General features: G+C 56.5%; 21 protein-coding genes, 2 tRNA genes and 3 rRNA genes. 17 read left to right on the top strand and 9 right to left on the bottom strand.

What is annotated here, in order from left to right:
• Nucleotides 1–142 precede the first annotated feature (142 nt).
• The 4 genes from HU724_RS25565 to HU724_RS25550 all read left to right on the top strand — a co-directional run bounded on the left by HU724_RS25565 (nucleotide 143) and on the right by HU724_RS25550 (nucleotide 3,457).
• Complete coding sequence (locus HU724_RS25565; RefSeq protein WP_041476683.1) at nucleotides 143–736, top strand: aminodeoxychorismate/anthranilate synthase component II; 594 nt, start codon at nucleotides 143–145, stop codon at nucleotides 734–736.
• A gap of 9 nt (nucleotides 737–745) precedes the next feature.
• Nucleotides 746–1,795, top strand: a complete 1,050-nt coding sequence (trpD, locus tag HU724_RS25560) for an anthranilate phosphoribosyltransferase (RefSeq protein ID WP_016772917.1) — start codon at nucleotides 746–748, stop codon at nucleotides 1,793–1,795.
• On the top strand, nucleotides 1,792–2,628 hold the full coding sequence (trpC, locus tag HU724_RS25555) for an indole-3-glycerol phosphate synthase TrpC (RefSeq protein WP_041476681.1): 837 nt from the start codon (nucleotides 1,792–1,794) through the stop codon (nucleotides 2,626–2,628). Before trpD ends, trpC begins: the two co-directional genes overlap by 4 nt.
• Before the next feature lie 127 nt (nucleotides 2,629–2,755).
• Nucleotides 2,756–3,457 (top strand): lipoate--protein ligase family protein, encoded by a 702-nt coding sequence (locus HU724_RS25550; RefSeq protein WP_186568881.1) that lies wholly within the window; start codon nucleotides 2,756–2,758, stop codon nucleotides 3,455–3,457.
• 9 nt (nucleotides 3,458–3,466) lie between these two features.
• Here HU724_RS25550 and crp read toward each other — a convergent pair whose 3' ends face one another.
• Entirely contained in the window at nucleotides 3,467–4,111 is a 645-nt protein-coding gene (gene crp / locus HU724_RS25545) for a cAMP-activated global transcriptional regulator CRP (protein ID WP_016772920.1), read from the bottom strand.
• 235 nt (nucleotides 4,112–4,346) lie between these two features.
• Here crp and HU724_RS25540 point away from each other — a divergent pair, with 235 nt between their 5' ends.
• Together HU724_RS25540 and speD are read left to right on the top strand one after the other, a co-directional pair.
• Nucleotides 4,347–4,769, top strand: a complete 423-nt coding sequence (locus HU724_RS25540) for an OsmC family protein (protein WP_016772921.1) — start codon at nucleotides 4,347–4,349, stop codon at nucleotides 4,767–4,769.
• A 237-nt stretch (nucleotides 4,770–5,006) separates the two neighbouring features.
• Nucleotides 5,007–5,801 carry an adenosylmethionine decarboxylase gene (gene speD, locus HU724_RS25535; RefSeq protein ID WP_024014530.1) on the top strand — a complete coding sequence of 265 codons (795 nt, stop codon included), beginning with the start codon at nucleotides 5,007–5,009 and terminating at the stop codon, nucleotides 5,799–5,801.
• Between the two features lie 110 nt (nucleotides 5,802–5,911).
• Here speD and coq7 read toward each other — a convergent pair whose 3' ends face one another.
• The 6 genes from coq7 to hemJ all read right to left on the bottom strand — a co-directional run bounded on the left by coq7 (nucleotide 5,912) and on the right by hemJ (nucleotide 10,445).
• Nucleotides 5,912–6,559, bottom strand: coding sequence for a 2-polyprenyl-3-methyl-6-methoxy-1,4-benzoquinone monooxygenase (coq7, locus tag HU724_RS25530; protein ID WP_041476678.1), 648 nt, complete (start codon nucleotides 6,557–6,559; stop codon nucleotides 5,912–5,914).
• 196 nt (nucleotides 6,560–6,755) lie between these two features.
• Nucleotides 6,756–7,094: a histidine triad nucleotide-binding protein gene (locus tag HU724_RS25525; RefSeq protein WP_016772924.1), complete on the bottom strand. Its 339-nt coding sequence runs from the start codon at nucleotides 7,092–7,094 to the stop codon at nucleotides 6,756–6,758.
• A 56-nt stretch (nucleotides 7,095–7,150) separates the two neighbouring features.
• The gene (locus HU724_RS25520; RefSeq protein ID WP_133336122.1) at nucleotides 7,151–7,939 is read right to left on the bottom strand and encodes an SDR family NAD(P)-dependent oxidoreductase; all 789 of its coding nucleotides are present in this window, start codon (nucleotides 7,937–7,939) and stop codon (nucleotides 7,151–7,153) included.
• Nucleotides 7,940–8,000: 61 nt separating this feature from the next.
• The gene (locus tag HU724_RS25515; protein WP_186568880.1) at nucleotides 8,001–8,948 is read right to left on the bottom strand and encodes a DUF805 domain-containing protein; all 948 of its coding nucleotides are present in this window, start codon (nucleotides 8,946–8,948) and stop codon (nucleotides 8,001–8,003) included.
• A 66-nt stretch (nucleotides 8,949–9,014) separates the two neighbouring features.
• Nucleotides 9,015–9,983, bottom strand: coding sequence for an NAD(P)H-dependent flavin oxidoreductase (locus HU724_RS25510; RefSeq protein ID WP_186568879.1), 969 nt, complete (start codon nucleotides 9,981–9,983; stop codon nucleotides 9,015–9,017).
• Nucleotides 9,984–10,016: 33 nt separating this feature from the next.
• Entirely contained in the window at nucleotides 10,017–10,445 is a 429-nt protein-coding gene (hemJ, locus tag HU724_RS25505; RefSeq protein ID WP_186568878.1) for a protoporphyrinogen oxidase HemJ, read from the bottom strand.
• 134 nt (nucleotides 10,446–10,579) lie between these two features.
• Here hemJ and argC point away from each other — a divergent pair, with 134 nt between their 5' ends.
• Together argC and erpA are read left to right on the top strand one after the other, a co-directional pair.
• Complete coding sequence (gene argC / locus HU724_RS25500) at nucleotides 10,580–11,614, top strand: N-acetyl-gamma-glutamyl-phosphate reductase (protein WP_110603588.1); 1,035 nt, start codon at nucleotides 10,580–10,582, stop codon at nucleotides 11,612–11,614.
• A gap of 168 nt (nucleotides 11,615–11,782) precedes the next feature.
• Nucleotides 11,783–12,133, top strand: coding sequence for an iron-sulfur cluster insertion protein ErpA (gene erpA / locus HU724_RS25495; protein WP_007918905.1), 351 nt, complete (start codon nucleotides 11,783–11,785; stop codon nucleotides 12,131–12,133).
• A gap of 69 nt (nucleotides 12,134–12,202) precedes the next feature.
• Here erpA and HU724_RS25490 read toward each other — a convergent pair whose 3' ends face one another.
• Both HU724_RS25490 and HU724_RS25485 read right to left on the bottom strand, forming a co-directional pair.
• A complete protein-coding gene (locus HU724_RS25490; RefSeq protein ID WP_186568877.1) occupies nucleotides 12,203–13,294 on the bottom strand; it encodes an anhydro-N-acetylmuramic acid kinase in 1,092 nt (363 codons plus the stop codon).
• A 3-nt stretch (nucleotides 13,295–13,297) separates the two neighbouring features.
• Nucleotides 13,298–14,722 (bottom strand): peptidoglycan DD-metalloendopeptidase family protein, encoded by a 1,425-nt coding sequence (locus HU724_RS25485; RefSeq protein ID WP_186568876.1) that lies wholly within the window; start codon nucleotides 14,720–14,722, stop codon nucleotides 13,298–13,300.
• Between the two features lie 212 nt (nucleotides 14,723–14,934).
• On the opposite strand from HU724_RS25485, the gene tyrS reads away from it, so the two are divergent.
• The 9 genes from tyrS to HU724_RS25440 all read left to right on the top strand — a co-directional run bounded on the left by tyrS (nucleotide 14,935) and on the right by HU724_RS25440 (nucleotide 24,172).
• Nucleotides 14,935–16,134, top strand: a complete 1,200-nt coding sequence (tyrS, locus tag HU724_RS25480) for a tyrosine--tRNA ligase (protein WP_024014528.1) — start codon at nucleotides 14,935–14,937, stop codon at nucleotides 16,132–16,134.
• 553 nt (nucleotides 16,135–16,687) lie between these two features.
• Nucleotides 16,688–18,224, top strand: a 16S ribosomal RNA gene (locus HU724_RS25475).
• Nucleotides 18,225–18,347: 123 nt separating this feature from the next.
• A tRNA-Ile gene (locus tag HU724_RS25470) sits at nucleotides 18,348–18,424 on the top strand.
• A 10-nt stretch (nucleotides 18,425–18,434) separates the two neighbouring features.
• A tRNA-Ala gene (locus HU724_RS25465) sits at nucleotides 18,435–18,510 on the top strand.
• 238 nt (nucleotides 18,511–18,748) lie between these two features.
• Nucleotides 18,749–21,642 (top strand): 23S ribosomal RNA (locus HU724_RS25460).
• Between the two features lie 147 nt (nucleotides 21,643–21,789).
• Nucleotides 21,790–21,905, top strand: a 5S ribosomal RNA gene (rrf, locus tag HU724_RS25455).
• The 16S, 23S and 5S rRNA genes sit together here with 2 tRNA genes alongside, the layout of an rRNA operon.
• A 132-nt stretch (nucleotides 21,906–22,037) precedes the next feature.
• A complete protein-coding gene (birA, locus tag HU724_RS25450; RefSeq protein ID WP_016772932.1) occupies nucleotides 22,038–22,991 on the top strand; it encodes a bifunctional biotin--[acetyl-CoA-carboxylase] ligase/biotin operon repressor BirA in 954 nt (317 codons plus the stop codon).
• Nucleotides 22,981–23,733: a pantothenate kinase gene (locus HU724_RS25445; RefSeq protein WP_186568805.1), complete on the top strand. Its 753-nt coding sequence runs from the start codon at nucleotides 22,981–22,983 to the stop codon at nucleotides 23,731–23,733. The genes birA and HU724_RS25445 overlap by 11 nt, the downstream gene beginning before the upstream one ends.
• A gap of 7 nt (nucleotides 23,734–23,740) precedes the next feature.
• Nucleotides 23,741–24,172: a hypothetical protein gene (locus HU724_RS25440; protein ID WP_133336166.1), complete on the top strand. Its 432-nt coding sequence runs from the start codon at nucleotides 23,741–23,743 to the stop codon at nucleotides 24,170–24,172.
• Nucleotides 24,173–24,199 lie beyond the last annotated feature (27 nt).

Genomic DNA, 24,199 nt, shown 5'->3' with positions numbered 1-24,199 from the left:
GGATCTGTATCGCTTTGCCTTCCTTGTCTGTTTGAAATGCCGCTGTGCTGGCGCCCTGTGCGCGTCCGACATCGCACAGCGCCCTGCGGGCAAGTCATCTGAAGGCTGTCATCAAGTCAGAATTCAAGAGGTTCGAAACGCCATGTTGCTGATGATCGACAACTACGACTCCTTTACCTACAACGTTGTGCAATACCTCGGCGAGCTGGGTGCCGAGGTCAAAGTGGTGCGCAACGACGAACTGACCATCGCCGAAATCGAAGCGCTGAATCCCGAGCGCATCGTGGTTTCCCCCGGGCCGTGCACGCCCACCGAGGCGGGCGTTTCCATTGATGCGATCAAGCACTTCGCCGGCAAGCTGCCGATCCTCGGCGTTTGCCTCGGCCACCAGTCCATCGGCCAGGCCTTCGGCGGGGATGTGGTGCGTGCCCGCCAGGTCATGCACGGTAAGACTAGCCCGGTATTCCACGAGGACAAGGGCGTGTTTGCCGGCCTCAATCATCCGCTCACCGTTACCCGTTACCACTCGCTGATCGTCAAGCACGACAGCCTGCCTGATTGCCTCGAGCTGACCGCGTGGACCCAGCACGATGACGGCTCGGTCGACGAGATCATGGGCCTGCGCCACAAGACCCTGAACATCGAGGGCGTACAGTTCCACCCCGAGTCGATCCTCACCGAGCAGGGTCATGAACTGTTTGCCAATTTCCTCAAACAAACCGGCGGCACGCGCTAAGGACTTCCCATGAATATCAAGACAGCCCTCAGCCGTATCGTCGAACACCTCGACCTCAGCACCGATGAAATGCGCGATGTGATGCGCGAGATCATGACCGGCCAGTGCACCGAAGCGCAGATCGGCGCGTTCATGATGGCCATGCGCATGAAGAGCGAGAGCATCGACGAAATCGTCGGCGCCGTGTCGGTAATGCGCGAGCTGGCCGATCAGGTCGAGCTGAAAACCCTCGACGGCGTGGTCGATGTGGTAGGCACCGGCGGTGACGGTGCGAACATTTTCAACGTATCGACTGCTTCTTCCTTCGTTGTCGCAGCGGCCGGTTGCACCGTGGCCAAGCACGGCAACCGCGCGGTGTCCGGCAAAAGTGGCAGCGCCGATCTGCTGGAAGCTGCCGGCATCTACCTGAACCTGACTCCGGTCCAAGTCGCGCGCTGCATCGACAACGTCGGCATCGGTTTCATGTTCGCCCAGACCCATCACAAAGCGATGAAGTACGCCGCCGGCCCGCGCCGCGAACTCGGCCTGCGCACGCTGTTCAACATGCTTGGCCCGCTTACGAATCCGGCCGGTGTGAAGCATCAGGTCGTCGGCGTATTCACCCAGACGCTCTGCCGGCCACTGGCCGAAGTCTTGCAGCGACTGGGCAGCAAACACGTGCTGGTCGTGCATTCGAAGGACGGCCTGGACGAATTCAGCCTCGCCGCGCCGACCTTTGTTGCCGAGCTGAAGAACAACGAAATCACTGAGTATTGGGTCGAACCGGAAGACCTCGGCATGAAGAGCCAGAGCCTGCATGGCCTGTCGGTCGAAGGCCCGGAGGCGTCGCTGGCGCTGATCCGCGATGCCCTCGGCAAGCGCAAGACCGAAAACGGTCAGAAAGCTGCCGAGATGATTGTGCTCAATGCCGGTGCGGCGCTTTACGCCGCCGACCTGGCAAGCAGTCTGAAACAGGGTGTGGAGCTGGCGCACGACGCGCTGCACACCGGCCTCGCTCGGGAAAAGCTCGAGGAGCTGGGTGCCTTTACCGCGGTATTCAAAGTGGAGAATGAAGGATGAGTGTACCGACGGTTCTGGAAAACATTCTGGCGCGCAAGGTTGAGGAAGTCGCCGAGCGCAGCGCCCGGGTCAGCCTGAGCGAGCTGGAAAGTCTGGCCAAGGCGGCCGATGCACCCCGTGGTTTTGCCCAGGCTTTGCTGGCGCAAGCGAAGAAGAAACAACCGGCCGTGATTGCCGAAATCAAGAAGGCTTCGCCAAGCAAAGGCGTGATCCGCGAAGACTTCGTGCCGGCCGACATCGCCAAGAGCTACGAGAAGGGCGGGGCGACCTGTCTGTCGGTGCTGACCGACATCGATTACTTCCAGGGCGCCGATGCCTATCTGCAACAGGCGCGCGCCGCCTGCAAATTGCCGGTGATCCGCAAGGACTTCATGATCGATCCGTACCAGATCGTTGAAGCCCGCGCGCTGGGCGCCGATTGCGTGCTGTTGATTGTATCCGCGCTGGACGACGTGAAAATGGCCGAGCTGGCTGCCGTGGCCAAAGGCGTCGGTCTCGACGTCTTGGTGGAAGTGCACGACGGTGACGAACTTGAGCGCGCGTTGAAAACCCTCGACACGCCGCTGGTCGGGGTCAACAACCGCAACCTGCATACTTTTGATGTCAGCCTGGAAACCACCCTCGACCTGTTGCCGCGCATCCCGCGCGATCGCCTGGTGATCACCGAAAGCGGCATCCTCAATCGGGCCGACGTCGAGCTGATGGAAATCAGCGACGTGTATTCGTTCCTGGTCGGCGAAGCGTTCATGCGTGCGGAAAATCCGGGGATTGAATTGCAGCGCCTGTTCTTCCCGGAGCGTGGCGTGCCGATCAGCGGTTCGACCCTCGACTGACCGAGTCGACCTCATTCGCGAGCAGGCTCGCTTCCACATTTGGAATGCATTTCCCCCTGTGGGAGCGAGCCGGCTCGCGAAGCGGCCATCGAAACCGCTAAAGATTTCCATGTTGCCGGAGCCTGTTATGTCGCTGCCAACCCCCCTGACCATCGAATCCGGCCTGCAAGCCGAACAGGACTTGCTGGCCTCGGTCTGCGCTGGCGACGCCGAATTTGGCTTGCTGTTCTGGCAACCCACCGACCGCGCGCTGGTCATGCCGCGCCGCCTTAACCGTCTCGCGCAATTCGACCACGCCTGCGAAGTCTCCGCTGCCGCTGGCTGGCCGGTGCTGTTGCGCGAGACCGGCGGCGAGCCCGTCCCGCAATCCGCTGCAACCATCAACATTGCCTTGGTGTATGCCCCGCCTCGCAGTGAAGGCGATCTGAACCGCATCGAAACCGGCTACCGCCGTCTGTGCGATCCGATCTGTCAGTTGTTGGATGAATTGGGTGGCACGTCATCAGTCGGGGAAATCGACGGCGCATTCTGCGACGGCCGTTTCAACGTCAATCTCGACGGTCGCAAGATGGTCGGCACCGCCCAGCGCTGGCGCCAGAGTCAGGGCGGCCAGCGTTCGGTGGGGCTGGTGCACGGTGCGATGCTGATGGATGACGAGCGCGAATCGATGGTTGCCGCGGTCAATCGCTTCAACGAAGCCTGCGGTCTGGAGCAGCGGGTGAGGGCGCAAAGCCACATTGCCCTGCATGAGAAATTCAACGCGCCACAAGCGTTGGCGCGTCTCGATGAATTGTTTCGTTTGATGCTGGCGCAGATTTACAGTGCCTGATTTACGAGCTTAGCGCGTACCGAAGACCACCATGGTCTTGCCCTTCACGTCGACCAGATTGCGTTCTTCAAGATCCTTGAGCACGCGGCCGACCATTTCTCGCGAACAACCGACAATCCGACCGATTTCCTGACGGGTGACTTTGATCTGCATGCCGTCCGGATGGGTCATGGCGTCCGGCTGTTTGCACAGCTCCAGCAGGCAGCGGGCGACGCGGCCGGTGACGTCGAAAAACGCCAGGTCGCCGACTTTGCGCGTGGTGTTGCGCAGGCGCTGTGCGATTTGTCCGCTGAGCGCGTAAAGAATGTCTGGATCCTGCTGCGACAGTTCGCGGAACTTGGCATAACTGATTTCTGCGGTTTCACATTCGACCTTGGCCCGCACCCAGGCGCTGCGTTCCTGCTCCTGACCGGCTTGCTCAAACAGACCCAGTTCGCCGAAAAAATCCCCGGCGTTGAGGTAGGCGATGATCATCTCGCGGCCATCGTCATCTTCGATGAGGATGGTGACCGAACCCTTGATGATGAAGTACAGCGTGTCCGAGCGATCCCCGGCGCAGATGATGTTGCTCTTGGCCGCATGACGCCGGCGCTGGCAATGCATCAACAGCTTGTCGATGTTCTTGATTTTGGGTGTGGGGGTAATAGCAACCATGGTTGTATCCCGAAAAGACTGCACGGTGATGTTTGAGTTTTTATGAGGCGCTGAAGGCGGTCGCTACAGGGCTGACGAATTGGCGCCAGCGAATTGGCGCCAGCTTACCAGACACTTCGTCGTAAATTCGAGAAATTACCTACAGCCAGAAAGCATCCGTCCTAGGACGTCGTTCCTGTCGGGACAAAGTGCTGTGCTAAGCTGGCGACCCTTTTTTTACAGTGGAGTCTGGGCGATGAAGGCACGCATCCAATGGGCTGGCGAAGCCATGTTCCTCGGCGAATCCGGCAGCGGTCATGTCGTAGTGATGGACGGCCCGCCGGACGCCGGTGGCCGTAACCTCGGGGTTCGCCCGATGGAAATGCTCTTGCTCGGTGTCGGCGGATGCAGCAACTTCGACGTGGTCAGCATCCTGAAGAAGTCGCGTCAGGCCGTTGAAAGCTGCGAAGCCTTCCTCGACGCCGAACGTGCGACCGAAGATCCGAAGGTCTTCACCAAGATCCACATGCACTTCGTGGTCAAGGGCCGGGGCCTGAAAGAAGCCCAGGTCAAGCGCGCCATCGAGCTGTCCGCCGAGAAGTATTGCTCGGCGTCGATCATGCTCGGCGCGGCTGGCGTGGCAATTACCCACGACTATGAAATCGTCGAACTCGGCTGAACCGACATTCAACTATCATAAAAGGAGTGCAGACTCTGGCGATCCCCCGCTGACGTCTGCATAATGCGCCACTTTTTTCAGGGCAGTGATCGGTCAGCCGACAGGTCATCCGCCTGAACAGATAACCAAAATCGCCATCGCGAAGAGGTGTTAACCGTCCTACGCAGGTGCGTTGTTCGCACTTGACGGGCATGCTTGATCACGCGGCCGCGCCGCATACATAGAGAGTTTTTAACGGTGAAAAGCAAACTCAAGCTCCACGGGTTCAATAACCTGACAAAGACCTTGAGCTTCAACATCTATGACATCTGCTACGCGGAGACCCCGCAAGACCAGCAGGCTTACGTCGAGTACATCAATCAAGAGTACAACGCGAAACGCCTGACGCAGATTCTCACAGAAGTTGTCGAGATCATTGGTGCCAACATCCTGAACATCGCCAGTCAGGACTATGAACCCCAGGGCGCCAGCGTCACGATTCTGATTTCGGAAGAGCCGGTGACCCCGACTGACAGCCAGATCGAAGAATCGCCGGGCCCGTTGCCCGAAATCATTCTGGCCCACCTCGACAAGAGCCACATCACGGTGCACACCTATCCGGAAATCCATCCGGACGACGGTATTGCGACCTTCCGTGTGGATATCGACGTGTCGACTTGTGGTGTCATTTCACCGCTCAAAGCGCTCAACTTCCTCATTCACCAGTTCGATTCGGACATCGTGACCGTGGATTACCGTGTGCGCGGCTTCACCCGTGACGTTGAAGGCAACAAGCACTTCATCGACCACGAGATCAACTCGATCCAGAACTACCTCTCCGAAGACACCCGCGACGCGTACCAGATGACCGACGTGAACGTGTACCAGGAAAACCTGTTCCACACCAAAATGCTGCTGAAGAACTTCGAACTGGATAACTACCTGTTCGGCGACGCCACCAGCAACCTCTCGCCCGAGCAGCGTGCCCAGGTGACCGACCGTGTGAAACACGAAATGCTGGAAATCTTCTACGCGCGCAACATGCCGACCTAAGATTCCCGGACACAAAAAAGGCGACCTCCTGGTCGCCTTTTTCATGCCTCACCCAAAACCCTGTGGGAGCGAGCCTGCTCGCGAAGAGGTCATCAGCACCGACACAGATCTCAGATCCGATAAGTACTCTTGGTCATCACCTTCGCCAACAAACTCATGCCGAACTTCACCGGCGCCGGAAAACGAAATCCGCCCGCATCCAACGCGCTTTCCGCATGGTGTTCTTCATCGATGCGCATCTGTTCGAGAATCGCCCGGGATTTTTCGTCCTCGGCCGGCAACTGCTCGAGATGCTCGTTCAAGTGTTTGCAGACCTGATGCTCGGTCGCCGCAACGAAACCAAGGCTGACCTTGTCGCTGATCAGCCCGGCCACCGCGCCGATACCGAACGACATGCCGTAAAACAGTGGATTCAGCACGCTGGTATGGCTACCCAGCTGATGGATGCGCTGTTCACACCAGACCAGATGATCGATCTCTTCTTCAGCCGCGTGCTCCATGGCTGCGCGTACCTGCGGCAACTTGGCGGTCAGCGCCTGTCCCTGATACAGCGCCTGGGCGCAGACTTCGCCGGTATGGTTGATGCGCATCAAACCGGCGACGTGGCGGGTGTCTTCATCGCTCATCTGCGTATCCGGCTGCAGAATCGCTGGCGACGGGCGGTACGGCTGGCCACTGAAGGGCAACAGGGTGCGCATCGCGGCATCGGCTTGCAGCAGCAGACGGTCTATGGGCGAGTAGTGACGTTGGGTAGTCATGCTGACCTCCGGGAAGAATCTCGGCGGCCAGTTTAACCGAATCGGCCGGCGAGGGTTTGCGCTGGGTCACTTGCTGCGCGGTCAGGCTTTTTTGTGGGAGCGAGCCTGCTCGCGAAAGCGGATTATCGGCTACTGAAGTGTTGGATGTATTGGCGCCTTCGCGAGCAGGCTCGCTGCCACGGTTGGTTGTCGCCAATCAGCCCGGCGGCCAGTTCATCTGGCGCTGCCCCAGCACGTGCATATGGATGTGATAGACAGTCTGCCCGCCAAGTTCATTGCAGTTCATCACCACGCGGAAGCCCTCTTCGCAACCCAGTTCCAGCGCCAGACGCTGCGCGGTGAACAGGATGTGCCCGGCCAGCGCCTTGTCGTCTTCGGTCAGGTCGTTGAGCGTGCGCACCGGTTTTTTCGGGATTACCAGAAAGTGCACCGGAGCCTGTGGGGCGATGTCGTGGAAGGCCAGAACCTGGTCGTCCTCGTAAATGATATTGGCCGGGATTTCCCGGTTGATGATCTTGGTGAACAGAGTATCCACTGCTGTTTCTCCGTTGAGTTGGGCTGAATCGAGTGTACCGCTTCGAAGTCGTCTTCCTAGCGGGGGCAGTAAGCTTTGTTGACCATGCCGACAATCGTCCGGTTAAGCCAGCGCGAACCCAGTCGCGGCAAAAAGGCCAGCCAGCGGTTGCGTCGTCCCGGAATGATGATGGCGCGGTTTTTATCCAGTGCGCGTACGGCATGCAGTGCCACTTCTTCCGCACTCATGAGCGAGTGGCTGCTTTCGATCTTTTCGCTACTCATCTGTGCGGTTCGGAAGAACGGTGTCCGCGTCGGGCCGGGGCACAGCACCGAAACTTTCACGCCGCTTTGTTTGAGCTCCACGCGCAAGGCTTCGGAAAAATGCAGCACATACGCTTTGCTGGCGTAGTACGTGCTCATCCACGGGCCAGGACTGTAGGCGGCGACCGACGCGACGTTGAGAATCTGCCCGCCACCCAGCAGCGCCATGCTGTTACCCAGCGCATGGCAGAGGCGGGTGAGGGCGAGGATATTGACCTCGATGAGGTCCTGCTCGGTCATCCAGTCTTGCGCCAGGAACGGCCCGCAAGTGCCGATGCCTGCGCAATTGACCAGCAGATCGATCTGCCGGTCGCCTTCTTCCAGTTCCAGCAAAAAGCCCGACAGGCGCAACGGTTCGCCGAGGTCGCAGGCGCGAAACAATACTTCGACATCGAAACGCTGGGTCAGCTCGATGGCGATACTTTCCAGCTGATCACGCTGTCGTGCCACCAGAATCAGGCTGCGGCCGCGCCGGGCCAGTGCTTCGGCCATGGCCAGGCCGATGCCGCTGGAAGCACCGGTGATCAGAGCGTAACGGGTCATGCAGTTCTCCATCGCAACAGCTCCGCGCCGGCGACGCGGTTGTCGCGGCAGGGAGCGCTGTTCATTCTTGCGCAGAGTCTACAGGGGCCTGCGCCGGTTCGGCTGCCTCGTCGGCGGAAATCGCTGGCGGCTCGACAACCTCAACTTCGTCGGTGGTCACCGAGCCGCTGTCATAGCTGCTCTCCAGATTGCTTTCATATTCTTCCTGCACAGCCGAGAAGCCGCCAAGCAGGCCGCCGGCAAAAATCAGTGCGAAGAATACGATCCACAACGAGCACAGCACTTTGACCGCCGTGCTGTTCGGTGGCGGCGGCGGCCCATAGCGGTTGGCGCCGGTATTGCCGGGCACAACCATGATCACCAGCGGGAAGAAACTGCCCACGAACGGCACCAGATTCAACAACCACAGCCAGCCCGACCAGCCGATATCGTGCAGGCGCTGAACGCTGAACAGAATGCTGACGATCATGAAGCCAATGAACAGGAAGACCGCCAGAATGCCGCCGAGGATCAGGCCGGTAGTCGAGTCGCCGCTGACCAGGCCCAACGCAATCAAGGCAAACACGCCGACGATGGGCAGGGTCACCAGACTCAAGACCATGGTCCAGGCCAGAAAACGCAGGCGACCGATCCGGCCTTCGACGCTGAATGGCTTGAGCGTGGCGAATGGCGGCAGAGCTTCACCGACATTGGCGCGCGGCGGTGCGTAAGGCGAGTCCGGTTCCACCACCGCAGCAGGGTTATCGTGTACGTCCGCGAGATTCAGCTCGATGGCTGTTTCCGCTTCGATCCGCGCATCGATCCCGGTTTTGTTCAACGCCTGCAGATACGTCTGCGCATCGCTGTGAGACAAATCACGTTTGAGGGCGACGGTGCGGCCATTGAACAGGCGCTCGATGGCGGCCACATCGCTTTTGAACAGATCCGCCAGATTCAGTTTGGCGGTGGTGAGGTCGACGCCGGGCTGCAGCGCGCCGTCGAAGACGATCTTGTAACGGGTGTCGCTCATGGCCGAGGCATCCTTGTCGCGATTCATTTGGCAGCCAGTCTGATCAGGACTGGCCAGATATGTTTTTCAGCGCGGCCAGCGTTGTGGCAACTGTGCAGCGCGCGCTTGGGCCTGACGATATTCAGCGTCGAGCCGCGCGATCAACTGTTCCACGCTTGGCAGATCGCCAATCTGGCCAACACCCTGACCCGCCGACCACACGGTCTTCCAGGCTTTGGCTTCATCGTTGATCGGCTTTAGCTTGTCGCCGAAATTGACCTCGCCCTTGCCTTGCAGTGCCGCCATGTCGAAACCGGCCGCCTCCAGGCTCTGGCGCATGAAACTGGCCGGCACTCCCGACACCGCTGGAGTATGAATGATGTCGGCAGCCTTGGCTGTCAGCAGCATTTCTTTATAAGCGTCAGGCGCGTGACTTTCGGTGGTGCCGATAAATCGCGTACCGAAGTAGGCCAAATCCGCACCGAGCAGCTGCGCGGCGAGAATCTCATGGCCGTGGTTCAGACATCCTGCAAGCAACAGCGTCTTGTCGAAAAACTCACGGATCTCGGCAATCAGCGCAAACGGACTCCAGGTGCCGGCATGCCCGCCGGCGCCGGCCGCGACGGCAATCAGCCCGTCGACGCCGGCTTCGGCGGCTTTCTCGGCATGGCGCCGCGTGGTCACGTCGTGAAACACCAGACCGCCGTAGCTGTGCACCGCGTCGACCAGTTCCTTCACCGCGCCGAGGCTGGTGATCACGATCGGCACCTGGTGCTCGACGCAGATGTCCAGATCCGCCTGCAGACGCGGGTTGCTGTGGTGAACAATCAGGTTCACCGCATAAGGAGCCGGATTATCCAGCGCCGCCAGGCCCGCTTCGATCTGTTCCAGCCAGGCCTTGAACCCACTGCTTTCGCGTTGGTTCAGAGCCGGAAAGCTGCCGACCACGCCGTTGCGGCAGCAGGCGAGCACCAGTTCCGGATTGGAGATCAGGAACATCGGCGCTGCTACTACGGGCAGACGCAGACGTTGTTCGAGCAAAGCGGGCAGCGACATTGTGAACCCCCCAAGGACCTGTATTGGTTGAAGTTAGAACGGCTTGACCACGACCAGAATTACGATAGCCAGCAATATCAGAACCGGCACTTCATTGAACCAGCGATAAAAGACATGGCTGCGGGTGTTTTCGCCACGGGCAAAGCGTTTTACCTGCGCGCCGCACATGTGGTGGTAGCCGATCAGCAATACGACCAGAGTCAGTTTTGCGTGAATCCAGCCGCCCTGGCTGAAGATTGATGGATTAAGGTAGATCAGCCAGCCACCGAAGATCAGCGTGGCGATCATCGCCGGGCCCATGATGCCGCGATACAGCTTGCGCTCCATGACGCTGAAGCGTTCCTGGCTGATCGAGTCGGTGCTTTGCGCGTGGTAAACGAACAGGCGCGGCAAGTAAAACAGCCCGGCAAACCAGCAGACGACGCTGACAATGTGAAACGCTTTGAGCCATAGATAGAGCATTTTTGGTTATTCCCTCATTCACGGTAGCCAGATAGTAGAGGCTTGAGCGCCCACGCGTCACCTTGGCGGTTGTCGCAGGCGCGCGCGGCCCCTATTATCGACGGCTTTCCAGTGGGTTCGTTGAGGGCAGGTTTATGGTCAAGGTCGGTATCGTCGGCGGCACGGGTTACACCGGTGTCGAACTGCTGCGTCTGTTGGCACAGCATCCGCAGGCAGAAGTGGTCGTCATCACTTCCCGATCCGAGGCCGGTCTGGCCGTGGCCGACATGTACCCGAACCTGCGCGGTCACTATGACGGGCTGGCGTTCAGCGTGCCGGACGTGAAAACCCTTGGCGCCTGCGATGTGGTTTTCTTCGCCACGCCACATGGTGTGGCTCACGCCTTGGCAGGCGAGCTGCTGGCGGCGGGCACCAAGGTCATCGACCTGTCCGCCGACTTCCGTCTGCAAGATGCTGATGAATGGGCCAAGTGGTACGGCCAGCCACACGGCGCACCGCAATTGCTGGACGAAGCGGTCTATGGTCTGCCGGAAGTCAATCGCGAGCAGATCAGGAAAGCGCGCCTGATCGCGGTGCCGGGTTGCTATCCGACCGCAACGCAATTGGGTTTCCTGCCATTGCTGGAAGCAGGTCTGGCCGACGCATCGCGTTTGATCGCCGACTGCAAATCCGGTGTCAGTGGTGCCGGGCGTGGTGCGGCTGTAGGTTCTTTGTACTCCGAGACGTCGGAAAGCATGAAGGCCTATGCGGTAAAAGGTCATCGCCACCTGCCGGAAATTCGCCAGGGCCTGCGTCGCGCGGCGGGCAAGGATGTCGGCCTGACCTTCGTCCCGCACCTGACGCCGATGATTCGCGGTATTCACTCCACGCTCTACGCGACAGTAGCGGATCGCTCGGTTGATCTGCAGGCACTGTTCGAAAAGCGCTATGCCAACGAACCGTTCGTCGATGTCATGCCAGCCGGCAGCCACCCGGAAACCCGTAGCGTGCGCGGCGCCAACGTCTGTCGCATCGCCGTGCATCGTCCACAGGATGGCGATCTGGTGGTCGTGCTCTCGGTGATCGACAATCTGGTCAAGGGCGCCTCGGGCCAGGCGGTGCAGAACATGAACATTCTTTTCGGACTGGACGAGCGCTTCGGCCTGTCCCACGCCGGCATGCTGCCTTAAAAGCAGCTACGAGCTTCAAGCCACAAGCTACAAGAGATCAGAGGCAAGCTTGAAGCTCACCGCTTGAAGCTTGCCGCTGCTCCTCTAATAGTTGACCAATTTTCTAGGACAAGCGGATAATGCGCGTCATCACGCATTATGGCGGCGTAACGCCGGGAGATAGTCAGCATGAGCGTCGAATCCTTCACCCCCACGGCTTTGCAATTCACTCAAGGTGCTGCGCACAAGGTGAAGAGCCTGGTCGATGAAGAGGGGAATGATCGCTTGAAGCTGCGCGTATTTGTTACGGGCGGCGGTTGTTCAGGGTTTCAATACGGTTTCACCTTCGATGAAGACGTGGCCGATGACGACACCATCGTCGAGCGCGAAGGCGTGAGCCTGGTGGTCGATCCGATGAGCTTCCAGTACCTGGCCGGTGCCGAGGTGGATTATCAGGAAGGTCTGGAAGGTTCGCGCTTCGTGATCAAGAACCCGAATGCCACCACGACTTGTGGTTGCGGGTCGTCGTTCTCGATCTGATCGCGCTTCACCGCACACAACAAAACGCCGCAGAGCCTTTCGGTTCCGCGGCGTTTTTGTATCTGAAGTTTAGGCCGGGTAGATGGCGCCGAGTACGCGCAGGCCGCGAGCGCCGGTGACGCTTGGTCGATTGGCGGCGATGCCTTCGAGGCAGCAGTGCGCAAGCCAGGCGAAGGCCATGGCTTCTACCCAGTCAGGGTCAACGCCGTGAGTTGCGGTGCTGGCGACTTGGGTATTTGGCAGCAGATCCGCCAGACGTCTCATCAGCGTCGCGTTGTGCGCGCCGCCGCCACAAACCAGCAATTCCTGAGTGTCCGATTGAGCGCCTTGTAGCGACTCGACGATGGTCAGCGCCGTCAGTTCGAGCAGCGTAGCCTGAACGTCTTCGGCTGCGAAAGTCGGCAGACGCGATAGATGCTGTTCCAGCCATGGCAGATTGAAGACTTCCCGGCCGGTACTCTTCGGGCCTTTGGTCACGAAGAACGGGTCGCTGAGCAGTGCCTTGAGCAGGGTTGGTTCAACCTTGCCGGTCGCAGCCCATTTGCCGTCCCGGTCATAGTTCTCGCCCCGTTGCCGGTTAATCCAGGCGTCCATCAGAACATTCCCCGGCCCGCAGTCGAAACCGGCTACAGGTTTGTTCGGCTCAATCAGGCTGAGATTGCTGAATCCGCCGACATTCAAGACTGCCTGGTTACCAGTACGCTCTTCAAACAACGCTTCGTGAAAGGCTGGCACCAGAGGCGCACCTTGGCCACCCGCTGCGACATCGCGACTGCGGAAATCGCTGACGACGGTAATACCGGTCAACTCAGTCAGCAGGGCTGGATTACCGATCTGCACGGTAAACCCGCGCGCCGGCTCATGGCGAATGGTCTGACCGTGGCTCCCGATGGCACGGATGGCATCGGGCTTGAGTTGTTGTTGCGCGAGGAGGCTGTGAATGCCCGAGGCGGCAAGTTCGACCCAGTGTTGCTGGGCAATCGCCGAGCGGGCGATCTCGTCGGGGCCGCTGGTGCACAAGCCAAGCAGCTCGGCGCGCATGGAGTCAGGCATTGGCAGGTAGTGGGTGGCGATGAGTTTGATCGCCGAGGTCTGCTCGATCAGGGCGATGTCCAGCCCGTCGAGACTGGTTCCGGACATCACACCGATATACAGGGCCATGGCTTAGCGCTTGCTCGAAGCCAGCATGGTGGCCTTCTCTTGATCCATGCGCGCCATCAACGGCTGGCTCTGCGCGAGGAAGCGCGCGCGTTCGGACTTGGCGATCGGATCGGCCATCGGCAGCTTCTGGCCCAGCGGATCGACGTGAACGCCGTTGACCTGGAACTCATAGTGCAAATGCGGGCCGGTGGAAAGGCCAGTTGTACCGATATAGCCAATGACTTGACCTTGCTTGACGCTGCCACCGGTTTTCACGCCTTTGGCAAAGCCCTGCATATGGCCATAGAGCGTACGGTAAGTGTTGCCGTGCTGAATGATCACAGTGTTGCCGTAACCACCACGACGACCGGCCAGCAACACTTTGCCGTCACCGGCAGCCTTGATCGGCGTGCCTCGCGGCGCTGCATAGTCGACACCTTTGTGCGCGCGGATCTTGTTGAGGATGGGGTGCTTGCGGCCCATGGAGAACTTCGAGCTGATGCGGGCGAAGTCAACCGGCGTACGGATGAAGGCCTTGCGCATGCTGTTGCCATCGGCAGTGTAATAGCTGCTGTTGCCTTGTTTGTTGGTGTAGCGAACAGCGGTGTAAGTCTTCCCGCGGTTGGTGAAGCGCGCCGACAGGATCGGGCCGGTGCCGACAGCCTTGCCGTTGATGACTTTCTGCTCGTAGATCACATCGAATTCATCACCCTGACGAATGTCCTGCGCGAAATCGATGTCGTAGCCAAAGACGCTGGCCATATCCATGGTCATGCTGTGAGAAAGGCCGGCGCGGGCTGCGGACTGCGACAGTGAGCTGTTGATGACACCGTGGACGTAGGCAGTGCGAACGGTTGGCTTGGCGGTGACCCGATTGAACGTATAGCCCTTATCGTTCTTGGTCAGAGTAATGGTTTCAATGTCGCTGACCTTGCTGTGCAGGCTGGTCAACTGGCCTTCCGGGCTGAGTTCGAATTCGAGTTTCTGGCCGCGCTTGAGTTGGCTGAACTGCTTGGCTTGCTTGTCGCTTGCCAGTACTTCGTGCACGGAGGCCGCAGGCAGACCGACTTTTTCAAACAGGGTAGACAGCGTATCGCCTTTGGAAACCACGACCTCACGGTGCCCAGGCTCTTTTGGTTTCTCAGCAGGCGCTACAGGTGCCGGCGCGGTTTCAGCGGTTTGCGCGGCGTTTTCGTCGCTGTTTTCGATTTGTGCGAACGGCGAAGCTACGGGCTCGTTTGTGGCTTGAGTCGCATCAGCAGCGTCTTGATCTTGTGTCAGTTGTTCAGCTGGACTTTCCAGTTCAAGACTCAGAGTCGTCTTTTTGGCTTCAACATCGCTGGAGGGAAATACCAGCAGCGCCAGGCTGAGAAGGGCGGCGATTCCACTTGCGGCGAGCAGGTGGGTCTTCGGGTAAAGCGGGGGCGCTTTAGACGGTGCTGTGGTCATAGGTAATTTTTGACTTTGAAATAGATGAATTGGAAAAGATGAATGACATGATGAAGATGAAATAACTGTATAAAATATAACCAAATCATCGCTGAAGCAAGTCTACAGACCTCGGGTCTGTGGATTGGTGTCCGTGCGCCGGGCAAAACTTGTAATTGGTGCGCGTTCTTGTATGGTTGGTTCCCTTTGAATCTGAGCCTTGCGGGTCTGTTATGAAGTCGGTTGAAGAGCAGCTAGCGCTGATTAAACGTGGTGCGGAAGAACTATTGGTCGAGTCCGAGCTGGTCGAGAAGCTCAAGCGCGGCCAACCGCTGCGTATCAAGGCTGGTTTCGACCCTACCGCTCCGGATCTGCATCTTGGGCATACCGTGCTTATTAATAAGCTGCGTCAGTTCCAGGAACTGGGGCACCAGGTGATCTTCCTTATAGGTGACTTCACCGGGATGATCGGTGATCCAAGTGGCAAGAGCGCCACGCGTCCGCCACTGACGCGTGAGCAGGTTTTGGAAAATGCTGAGACCTACAAGACTCAGGTCTTCAAAATCCTTGATCCGGCGAAAACCGAAGTTGCCTTCAACTCCACCTGGATGGACAAGATGGGGCCGGCGGATTTCATTCGTCTGACCTCGCAATACACCGTCGCTCGGATGCTTGAGCGCGATGACTTCGACAAGCGCTACACCACTAATCAGCCAATCGCTATTCACGAGTTCCTCTATCCGCTGGTTCAGGGTTATGACTCGGTCGCGCTGCGCGCGGATGTCGAGCTGGGCGGTACCGATCAGAAATTCAATTTGCTGATGGGGCGTGAGTTGCAGCGTGGGTATGGGCAGGAGGCACAGTGCATTCTGACGATGCCATTGCTGGAAGGTCTGGATGGCGTGAAGAAGATGTCCAAGTCGCTGGGCAACTATGTCGGTATTCAGGAAGCACCAGGCGTTATGTACAGCAAGCTGGTTTCCATCCCGGATGCGCTGATGTGGCGTTACTTCGAGTTGCTCAGCTTCCGTTCGATGGATGAAATCAACGCATTCCGGGCTGACGTCGAAGCTGGGGCGAATCCACGCGACATCAAAATCAAGCTGGCTGAAGAAATCGTTGCGCGCTTCCATGGTGAGGAGGCTGCGGCGAATGCTCACCGAGGCGCCGGCAACCGCATGAAGGATGGCGAGCTTCCAGATGACTTGCCTGAGATCGAACTGTCTTCGGTTGAGGATATGCCAATCGCTGCCGTCCTTAATAAGGCTGGCTTGGTGAAGAACTCAGCGGCGGCGCGAGATCTGTTGGCGGCGGGCGGAGTCCGGGTCGATGGCGAAGTGGTTGATCGCTCCTTTATATATGCACTGGGCGCGACTCATGTTTGTCAGGCTGGCAAGAAGGCTTTCGCACGTATTACGCTGAAATCTGAATAAAGTTGAAATTGGGGGTTGACGGCGAATTCTAGAAGTCTATAATTCGCCCCACTTCCGGCGCAGTCGAAACGGAAAACTCCTTGAGATTCAAAGGGTTACGCAGTTTTCGACAGCGGCTTGCTTCAGATCATCGAAGCCTGGAAGGAGTTGAAAGAGCAGTGATGTGTGGCTCTTTTAACGGTTCGATCTTCTCGGTCGAAAGCGGAGAAAAAGAGGTGTTGACAGCAGCGATTAACGCTGTAGAATTCGCCTCCCGCTAACGAGAGATCGGAAGCGCAAGTGGTTGAAGTTGTTGAAGAATTCTTCGAAAACTTCTGAAAATAATCACTTGACAGCAAATGAGGCTGCTGTAGAATGCGCGCCTCGGTTGAGACGAAAGATCTTAACCAACCGCTCTTTAACAACTGAATCAAGCAATTCGTGTGGGTGCTTGTGCAGTCAGACTGATAGTCAACAAGATTATCAGCATCACAAGTTACTCCGCGAGAAATCAAAGATGTAACCAACGATTGCTGAGCCAAGTTTAGGGTTTCTTAAAAACCCAAAGATGTTTGAACTGAAGAGTTTGATCATGGCTCAGATTGAACGCTGGCGGCAGGCCTAACACATGCAAGTCGAGCGGATGAAAGGAGCTTGCTCCTGGATTCAGCGGCGGACGGGTGAGTAATGCCTAGGAATCTGCCTGGTAGTGGGGGACAACGTTTCGAAAGGAACGCTAATACCGCATACGTCCTACGGGAGAAAGCAGGGGACCTTCGGGCCTTGCGCTATCAGATGAGCCTAGGTCGGATTAGCTAGTTGGTGAGGTAATGGCTCACCAAGGCGACGATCCGTAACTGGTCTGAGAGGATGATCAGTCACACTGGAACTGAGACACGGTCCAGACTCCTACGGGAGGCAGCAGTGGGGAATATTGGACAATGGGCGAAAGCCTGATCCAGCCATGCCGCGTGTGTGAAGAAGGTCTTCGGATTGTAAAGCACTTTAAGTTGGGAGGAAGGGTTGTAGATTAATACTCTGCAATTTTGACGTTACCGACAGAATAAGCACCGGCTAACTCTGTGCCAGCAGCCGCGGTAATACAGAGGGTGCAAGCGTTAATCGGAATTACTGGGCGTAAAGCGCGCGTAGGTGGTTTGTTAAGTTGGATGTGAAATCCCCGGGCTCAACCTGGGAACTGCATCCAAAACTGGCAAGCTAGAGTATGGTAGAGGGTGGTGGAATTTCCTGTGTAGCGGTGAAATGCGTAGATATAGGAAGGAACACCAGTGGCGAAGGCGACCACCTGGACTGATACTGACACTGAGGTGCGAAAGCGTGGGGAGCAAACAGGATTAGATACCCTGGTAGTCCACGCCGTAAACGATGTCAACTAGCCGTTGGGAGCCTTGAGCTCTTAGTGGCGCAGCTAACGCATTAAGTTGACCGCCTGGGGAGTACGGCCGCAAGGTTAAAACTCAAATGAATTGACGGGGGCCCGCACAAGCGGTGGAGCATGTGGTTTAATTCGAAGCAACGCGAAGAACCTTACCAGGCCTTGACATCCAATGAACTTTCCAGAGATGGATTGGTGCCTTCGGGAACATTGAGACAGGTGCTGCATGGCTGTCGTCAGCTCGTGTCGTGAGATGTTGGGTTAAGTCCCGTAACGAGCGCAACCCTTGTCCTTAGTTACCAGCACGTAATGGTGGGCACTCTAAGGAGACTGCCGGTGACAAACCGGAGGAAGGTGGGGATGACGTCAAGTCATCATGGCCCTTACGGCCTGGGCTACACACGTGCTACAATGGTCGGTACAAAGGGTTGCCAAGCCGCGAGGTGGAGCTAATCCCATAAAACCGATCGTAGTCCGGATCGCAGTCTGCAACTCGACTGCGTGAAGTCGGAATCGCTAGTAATCGCGAATCAGAATGTCGCGGTGAATACGTTCCCGGGCCTTGTACACACCGCCCGTCACACCATGGGAGTGGGTTGCACCAGAAGTAGCTAGTCTAACCTTCGGGAGGACGGTTACCACGGTGTGATTCATGACTGGGGTGAAGTCGTAACAAGGTAGCCGTAGGGGAACCTGCGGCTGGATCACCTCCTTAATCGACGACATCAGCTGCTGCATGAGCTCCCACACGAATTGCTTGATTCATTGAAGAAGACGATAGAAGCAGCTTTAAGCTCCAAGCTGATAGCTCTGAGCTAACAGTTACAAGCTCGAAATTGGGTCTGTAGCTCAGTTGGTTAGAGCGCACCCCTGATAAGGGTGAGGTCGGCAGTTCGAATCTGCCCAGACCCACCAATTTTGTTATGGGGCCATAGCTCAGCTGGGAGAGCGCCTGCCTTGCACGCAGGAGGTCAGCGGTTCGATCCCGCTTGGCTCCACCATAAACTGCTTCGAAGTTTGAGAGTTTAGAAATGAATATTCGCACTGAATATTGATTTCTAGTCTTTTGATTAGATCGTTCTTTAAAAATTTGGGTATGTGATAGAAAGATAGACTGAACGTTACTTTCACTGGTAACGGATCAGGCTAAGGTAAAATTTGTGAGTTCTCTTAGTTGAGAAATTCGAATTTTCGGCGAATGTCGTCTTCACAGTATAACCAGATTGCTTGGGGTTATATGGTCAAGTGAAGAAGCGCATACGGTGGATGCCTTGGCAGTCAGAGGCGATGAAAGACGTGGTAGCCTGCGAAAAGCTTCGGGGAGTCGGCAAACAGACTTTGATCCGGAGATGTCTGAATGGGGGAACCCAGCCATCATAAGATGGTTATCTTGTACTGAATACATAGGTGCAAGAGGCGAACCAGGGGAACTGAAACATCTAAGTACCCTGAGGAAAAGAAATCAACCGAGATTCCCTTAGTAGTGGCGAGCGAACGGGGACTAGCCCTTAAGTTGATTTGAGATTAGCGGAACGCTCTGGAAAGTGCGGCCATAGTGGGTGATAGCCCTGTACGCGAAAATCTCTTATCAATGAAATCGAGTAGGACGGAGCACGAGAAACTTTGTCTGAATATGGGGGGACCATCCTCCAAGGCTAAATACTACTGACTGACCGATAGTGAACTAGTACCGTGAGGGAAAGGCGAAAAGAACCCCGGAGAGGGGAGTGAAATAGATCCTGAAACCGTATGCGTACAAGCAGTGGGAGCAGACTTTGTTCTGTGACTGCGTACCTTTTGTATAATGGGTCAGCGACTTATTTTCAGTGGCGAGCTTAACCGAATAGGGGAGGCGTAGCGAAAGCGAGTCTTAATAGGGCGTCTAGTCGCTGGGAATAGACCCGAAACCGGGCGATCTATCCATGGGCAGGTTGAAGGTTAGGTAACACTGACTGGAGGACCGAACCGACTACCGTTGAAAAGTTAGCGGATGACCTGTGGATCGGAGTGAAAGGCTAATCAAGCTCGGAGATAGCTGGTTCTCCTCGAAAGCTATTTAGGTAGCGCCTCATGTATCACTGTAGGGGGTAGAGCACTGTTTCGGCTAGGGGGTCATCCCGACTTACCAAACCGATGCAAACTCCGAATACCTACAAGTGCCGAGCATGGGAGACACACGGCGGGTGCTAACGTCCGTCGTGAAAAGGGAAACAACCCAGACCGTCAGCTAAGGTCCCAAAGTTATGGTTAAGTGGGAAACGATGTGGGAAGGCTTAGACAGCTAGGAGGTTGGCTTAGAAGCAGCCACCCTTTAAAGAAAGCGTAATAGCTCACTAGTCGAGTCGGCCTGCGCGGAAGATGTAACGGGGCTCAAACCATACACCGAAGCTACGGGTATCACCTTCGGGTGATGCGGTAGAGGAGCGTTCTGTAAGCCTGTGAAGGTGAGTTGAGAAGCTTGCTGGAGGTATCAGAAGTGCGAATGCTGACATGAGTAACGACAATGGGTGTGAAAAACACCCACGCCGAAAGACCAAGGTTTCCTGCGCAACGTTAATCGACGCAGGGTTAGTCGGTCCCTAAGGCGAGGCTGAAAAGCGTAGTCGATGGAAAACAGGTTAATATTCCTGTACTTCTGGTTATTGCGATGGAGGGACGGAGAAGGCTAGGCCAGCTTGGCGTTGGTTGTCCAAGTTTAAGGTGGTAGGCTGAGATCTTAGGTAAATCCGGGATCTTAAGGCCGAGAGCTGATGACGAGTTACCCTTTGGGTGACGAAGTGGTTGATGCCATGCTTCCAAGAAAAGCTTCTAAGCTTCAGGTAACCAGGAACCGTACCCCAAACCGACACAGGTGGTTGGGTAGAGAATACCAAGGCGCTTGAGAGAACTCGGGTGAAGGAACTAGGCAAAATGGCACCGTAACTTCGGGAGAAGGTGCGCCGGTGAGGGTGAAGGACTTGCTCCGTAAGCTCATGCCGGTCGAAGATACCAGGCCGCTGCGACTGTTTATTAAAAACACAGCACTCTGCAAACACGAAAGTGGACGTATAGGGTGTGACGCCTGCCCGGTGCCGGAAGGTTAATTGATGGGGTTAGCTAACGCGAAGCTCTTGATCGAAGCCCCGGTAAACGGCGGCCGTAACTATAACGGTCCTAAGGTAGCGAAATTCCTTGTCGGGTAAGTTCCGACCTGCACGAATGGCGTAACGATGGCGGCGCTGTCTCCACCCGAGACTCAGTGAAATTGAAATCGCTGTGAAGATGCAGTGTATCCGCGGCTAGACGGAAAGACCCCGTGAACCTTTACTATAGCTTTGCACTGGACTTTGAATTTGCTTGTGTAGGATAGGTGGGAGGCTTTGAAGCGTGGACGCCAGTTCGCGTGGAGCCATCCTTGAAATACCACCCTGGCAACTTTGAGGTTCTAACTCAGGTCCGTTATCCGGATCGAGGACAGTGTATGGTGGGTAGTTTGACTGGGGCGGTCTCCTCCTAAAGAGTAACGGAGGAGTACGAAGGTGCGCTCAGACCGGTCGGAAATCGGTCGTAGAGTATAAAGGCAAAAGCGCGCTTGACTGCGAGACAGACACGTCGAGCAGGTACGAAAGTAGGTCTTAGTGATCCGGTGGTTCTGTATGGAAGGGCCATCGCTCAACGGATAAAAGGTACTCCGGGGATAACAGGCTGATACCGCCCAAGAGTTCATATCGACGGCGGTGTTTGGCACCTCGATGTCGGCTCATCACATCCTGGGGCTGAAGCCGGTCCCAAGGGTATGGCTGTTCGCCATTTAAAGTGGTACGCGAGCTGGGTTTAGAACGTCGTGAGACAGTTCGGTCCCTATCTGCCGTGGACGTTTGAGATTTGAGAGGGGCTGCTCCTAGTACGAGAGGACCGGAGTGGACGAACCTCTGGTGTTCCGGTTGTCACGCCAGTGGCATTGCCGGGTAGCTATGTTCGGGAAAGATAACCGCTGAAAGCATCTAAGCGGGAAACTTGCCTCAAGATGAGATCTCACTGGAACCTTGAGTTCCCTGAAGGGCCGTCGAAGACTACGACGTTGATAGGTTGGGTGTGTAAGCGCTGTGAGGCGTTGAGCTAACCAATACTAATTGCCCGTGAGGCTTGACCATATAACACCCAAGCAATTTGCGTCGAAAGGCCAGATTGCGGTGTGTGAAGACGAAACGAACCGAAAGTTCGAAACGCACAAACACCAGCTGTCACATACCCAATTTGCTGAAGCGAGGCCATCTGGTCACGAGTCAGTACCCGAATTTCTTGACGACCATAGAGCGTTGGAACCACCTGATCCCATCCCGAACTCAGCAGTGAAACGATGCATCGCCGATGGTAGTGTGGGGTTTCCCCATGTGAGAGTAGGTCATCGTCAAGATTAAATTCCGAAACCCCAATTGCGAAAGCAGTTGGGGTTTTGTTTTGCCTGCGAGAAATGTGTCCGCTTGATTTCTATGCAACGGCCCGGGGCATGGCTATTATGCGGGCCTCATTGTGAGGCGATACCTGCATGCTGACGTTGTTGAATCTACTGAAGGATGGACGATTCCATTCCGGACAGGACTTGGGCGTTGCCCTGGGAATAAGCCGAAGTGCTGTATGGAAGCAGCTACAACAGCTTGAAGCTGAACTTGGCCTGTCGATCCATAAAGTTCGCGGTCGCGGATATCAATTGTCGACGCCTCTGACGCTCCTTGATCCTCTGGAAATAACCAGGAAGATGCCTCAATGGCCGGTGCGTGTGTTCGACTCTGTTGACTCGACAAATGCCGAAGCTCTGCGCTCCATCAGTGACGGCGCCGCCGCGCCGTTTTTGGTGCTCGCGGAGAGACAATTGGCAGGCCGTGGTCGTCGAGGTCGTAAGTGGGTAAGCCCATTTGCAGAAAATCTTTATTACAGCCTTGTACTCCGCATCGAAGGCGGCATGCGTCAGCTTGAGGGATTGAGCCTTGTTGTTGGCTTGGCGGTGATGCAGGCCTTGCGAAACACCGGTGTGCCCAATGCCGGTTTGAAGTGGCCCAATGATGTTTTGGTGGGTAACAAGAAAATAGCTGGCATTCTGCTCGAGCTCGTCGGCGATCCGGCGGATGTGTGTCATGTTGTATTGGGTATAGGAATCAACGTGAATATGCAGGTTGCCGATGAGGTCGACCAGCAATGGACTTCTATAAAACTGGAGTCAGGCAAAGCCTGCGATCGCAATGCTCTGGTGGTTGAATTGAGTAATCAACTCAAGACTTATATCCATAAACACCAGCTCAACGGGTTCGCAAGTCTGCAGGCAGAATGGGCGGAAAATCATCTGTGGCAGGGGCGCTCCGTGTCGTTGATCGCGGGTAACAGCCGTATCGATGGAGTAGTGCTCGGGATTGATAACCAAGGCGGGTTGCGCTTGATTGTAGATGGTGTCGAAAAGGCTTTTAGTGGCGGAGAGCTCAGCCTGAGGTTGCGTGATGATTCTTGAGCTTGACTGCGGCAATAGCTTTATAAAATGGCGCGTGCTGGATGCGTCGGCGAGCGAGCTGGTCTCGGAAGGAGTTGTAGATTCCAATCAGGCTTTGCTTGGGAGCCTACGCATCATAAAGTCACTCTCGCTGCGCAAGTGTCGTTTGGTAAGCGTCAGGACCAGCGAGGAAACCAGCGCTTTAACCGAAATGCTTGAGCGCGAGTTCAGTATTCCTATCGTGTGTGCGAAGCCCGCTCGCGAGATGTCCGGTGTTCGAAACGGTTATGAAGACTATGAGCGCTTAGGGCTTGATCGGTGGCTGGCGGTGCTTGGTGGATTTCACCTGGCAGCCGGCTACGCTTGCCTGGTTCTGGACTTCGGTACAGCAGTCACTGCTGATTTTGTTGCGGCTGACGGTGAGCATCTTGGTGGGTTCATTTGTCCTGGCATGCCTTTGATGCGAAACCAGCTGCGCACCCATACGCGTAAAATTCGCTATGGTGATGAGGCGGCGGAGCGGGCCCTATCCAGCCATGTGCCGGGACGGACCACCGTTGAAGCGGTGGAGCGCGGTTGTTCTCTGATGCTGAGGGGCTTCGTACTCACTCAATTAGAGCTGGCTCGAGCATATTGGGGCGAAAACTTCATGGTCTTCATTACAGGAGGGGATGCCGAGTTGGTGGATGGCGTCGTGCCTGAGGCCAGGGTTGTGCCCGACCTGGTGTTTGTCGGCCTGGCCATGGCGTGTCCTTTGTCTTGAGGTTTCTATGCGTTGGTTGTTTCTCCTGCTCGTCGTTCTCAATGTTTTCTATTATGTCTGGCATCAGCAGGAAGCGCCCTTGCGAGCCAAAGACGTGACGCCTTTGAATTTATATCGTGGTCCGCAGCAGGATATTCGTCTGCTGAGCGAAACAGCCGGTGATGGGCGCAGAGTAGAGGCTGCTCCGCGTCAGCAGTGTCTGTTCCTTGGTGGGTTTTCTGATGAGGATTCGATTGCCAAGTTGCAGCAGCGTCTGTTGGCAATGAAGGTCAATGTGCAATCCGCGCCAAAAGATGCTGCTGGAAGCGGATACTGGCTGGCAGTTGCGCCCGACAGCCAGCGTTTGTTAGGCGATCAGCAGTTGCAAAACCTTTCCAAGGAATTCAATGAGTTAAAACATAAAATAATGCTGTGCGAAGGGGTTGCACCTGCTCAATAGTTTGCATAGAATGGCGCCCGCTCCACA

It is taken from the genome of Pseudomonas iranensis, assembly GCF_014268585.2.
GTDB lineage: Bacteria > Pseudomonadota > Gammaproteobacteria > Pseudomonadales > Pseudomonadaceae > Aquipseudomonas > Aquipseudomonas iranensis.
Note: the sequence above shows the minus strand (reverse complement) of the source record. Positions and strands in the feature narration are given on the sequence as shown.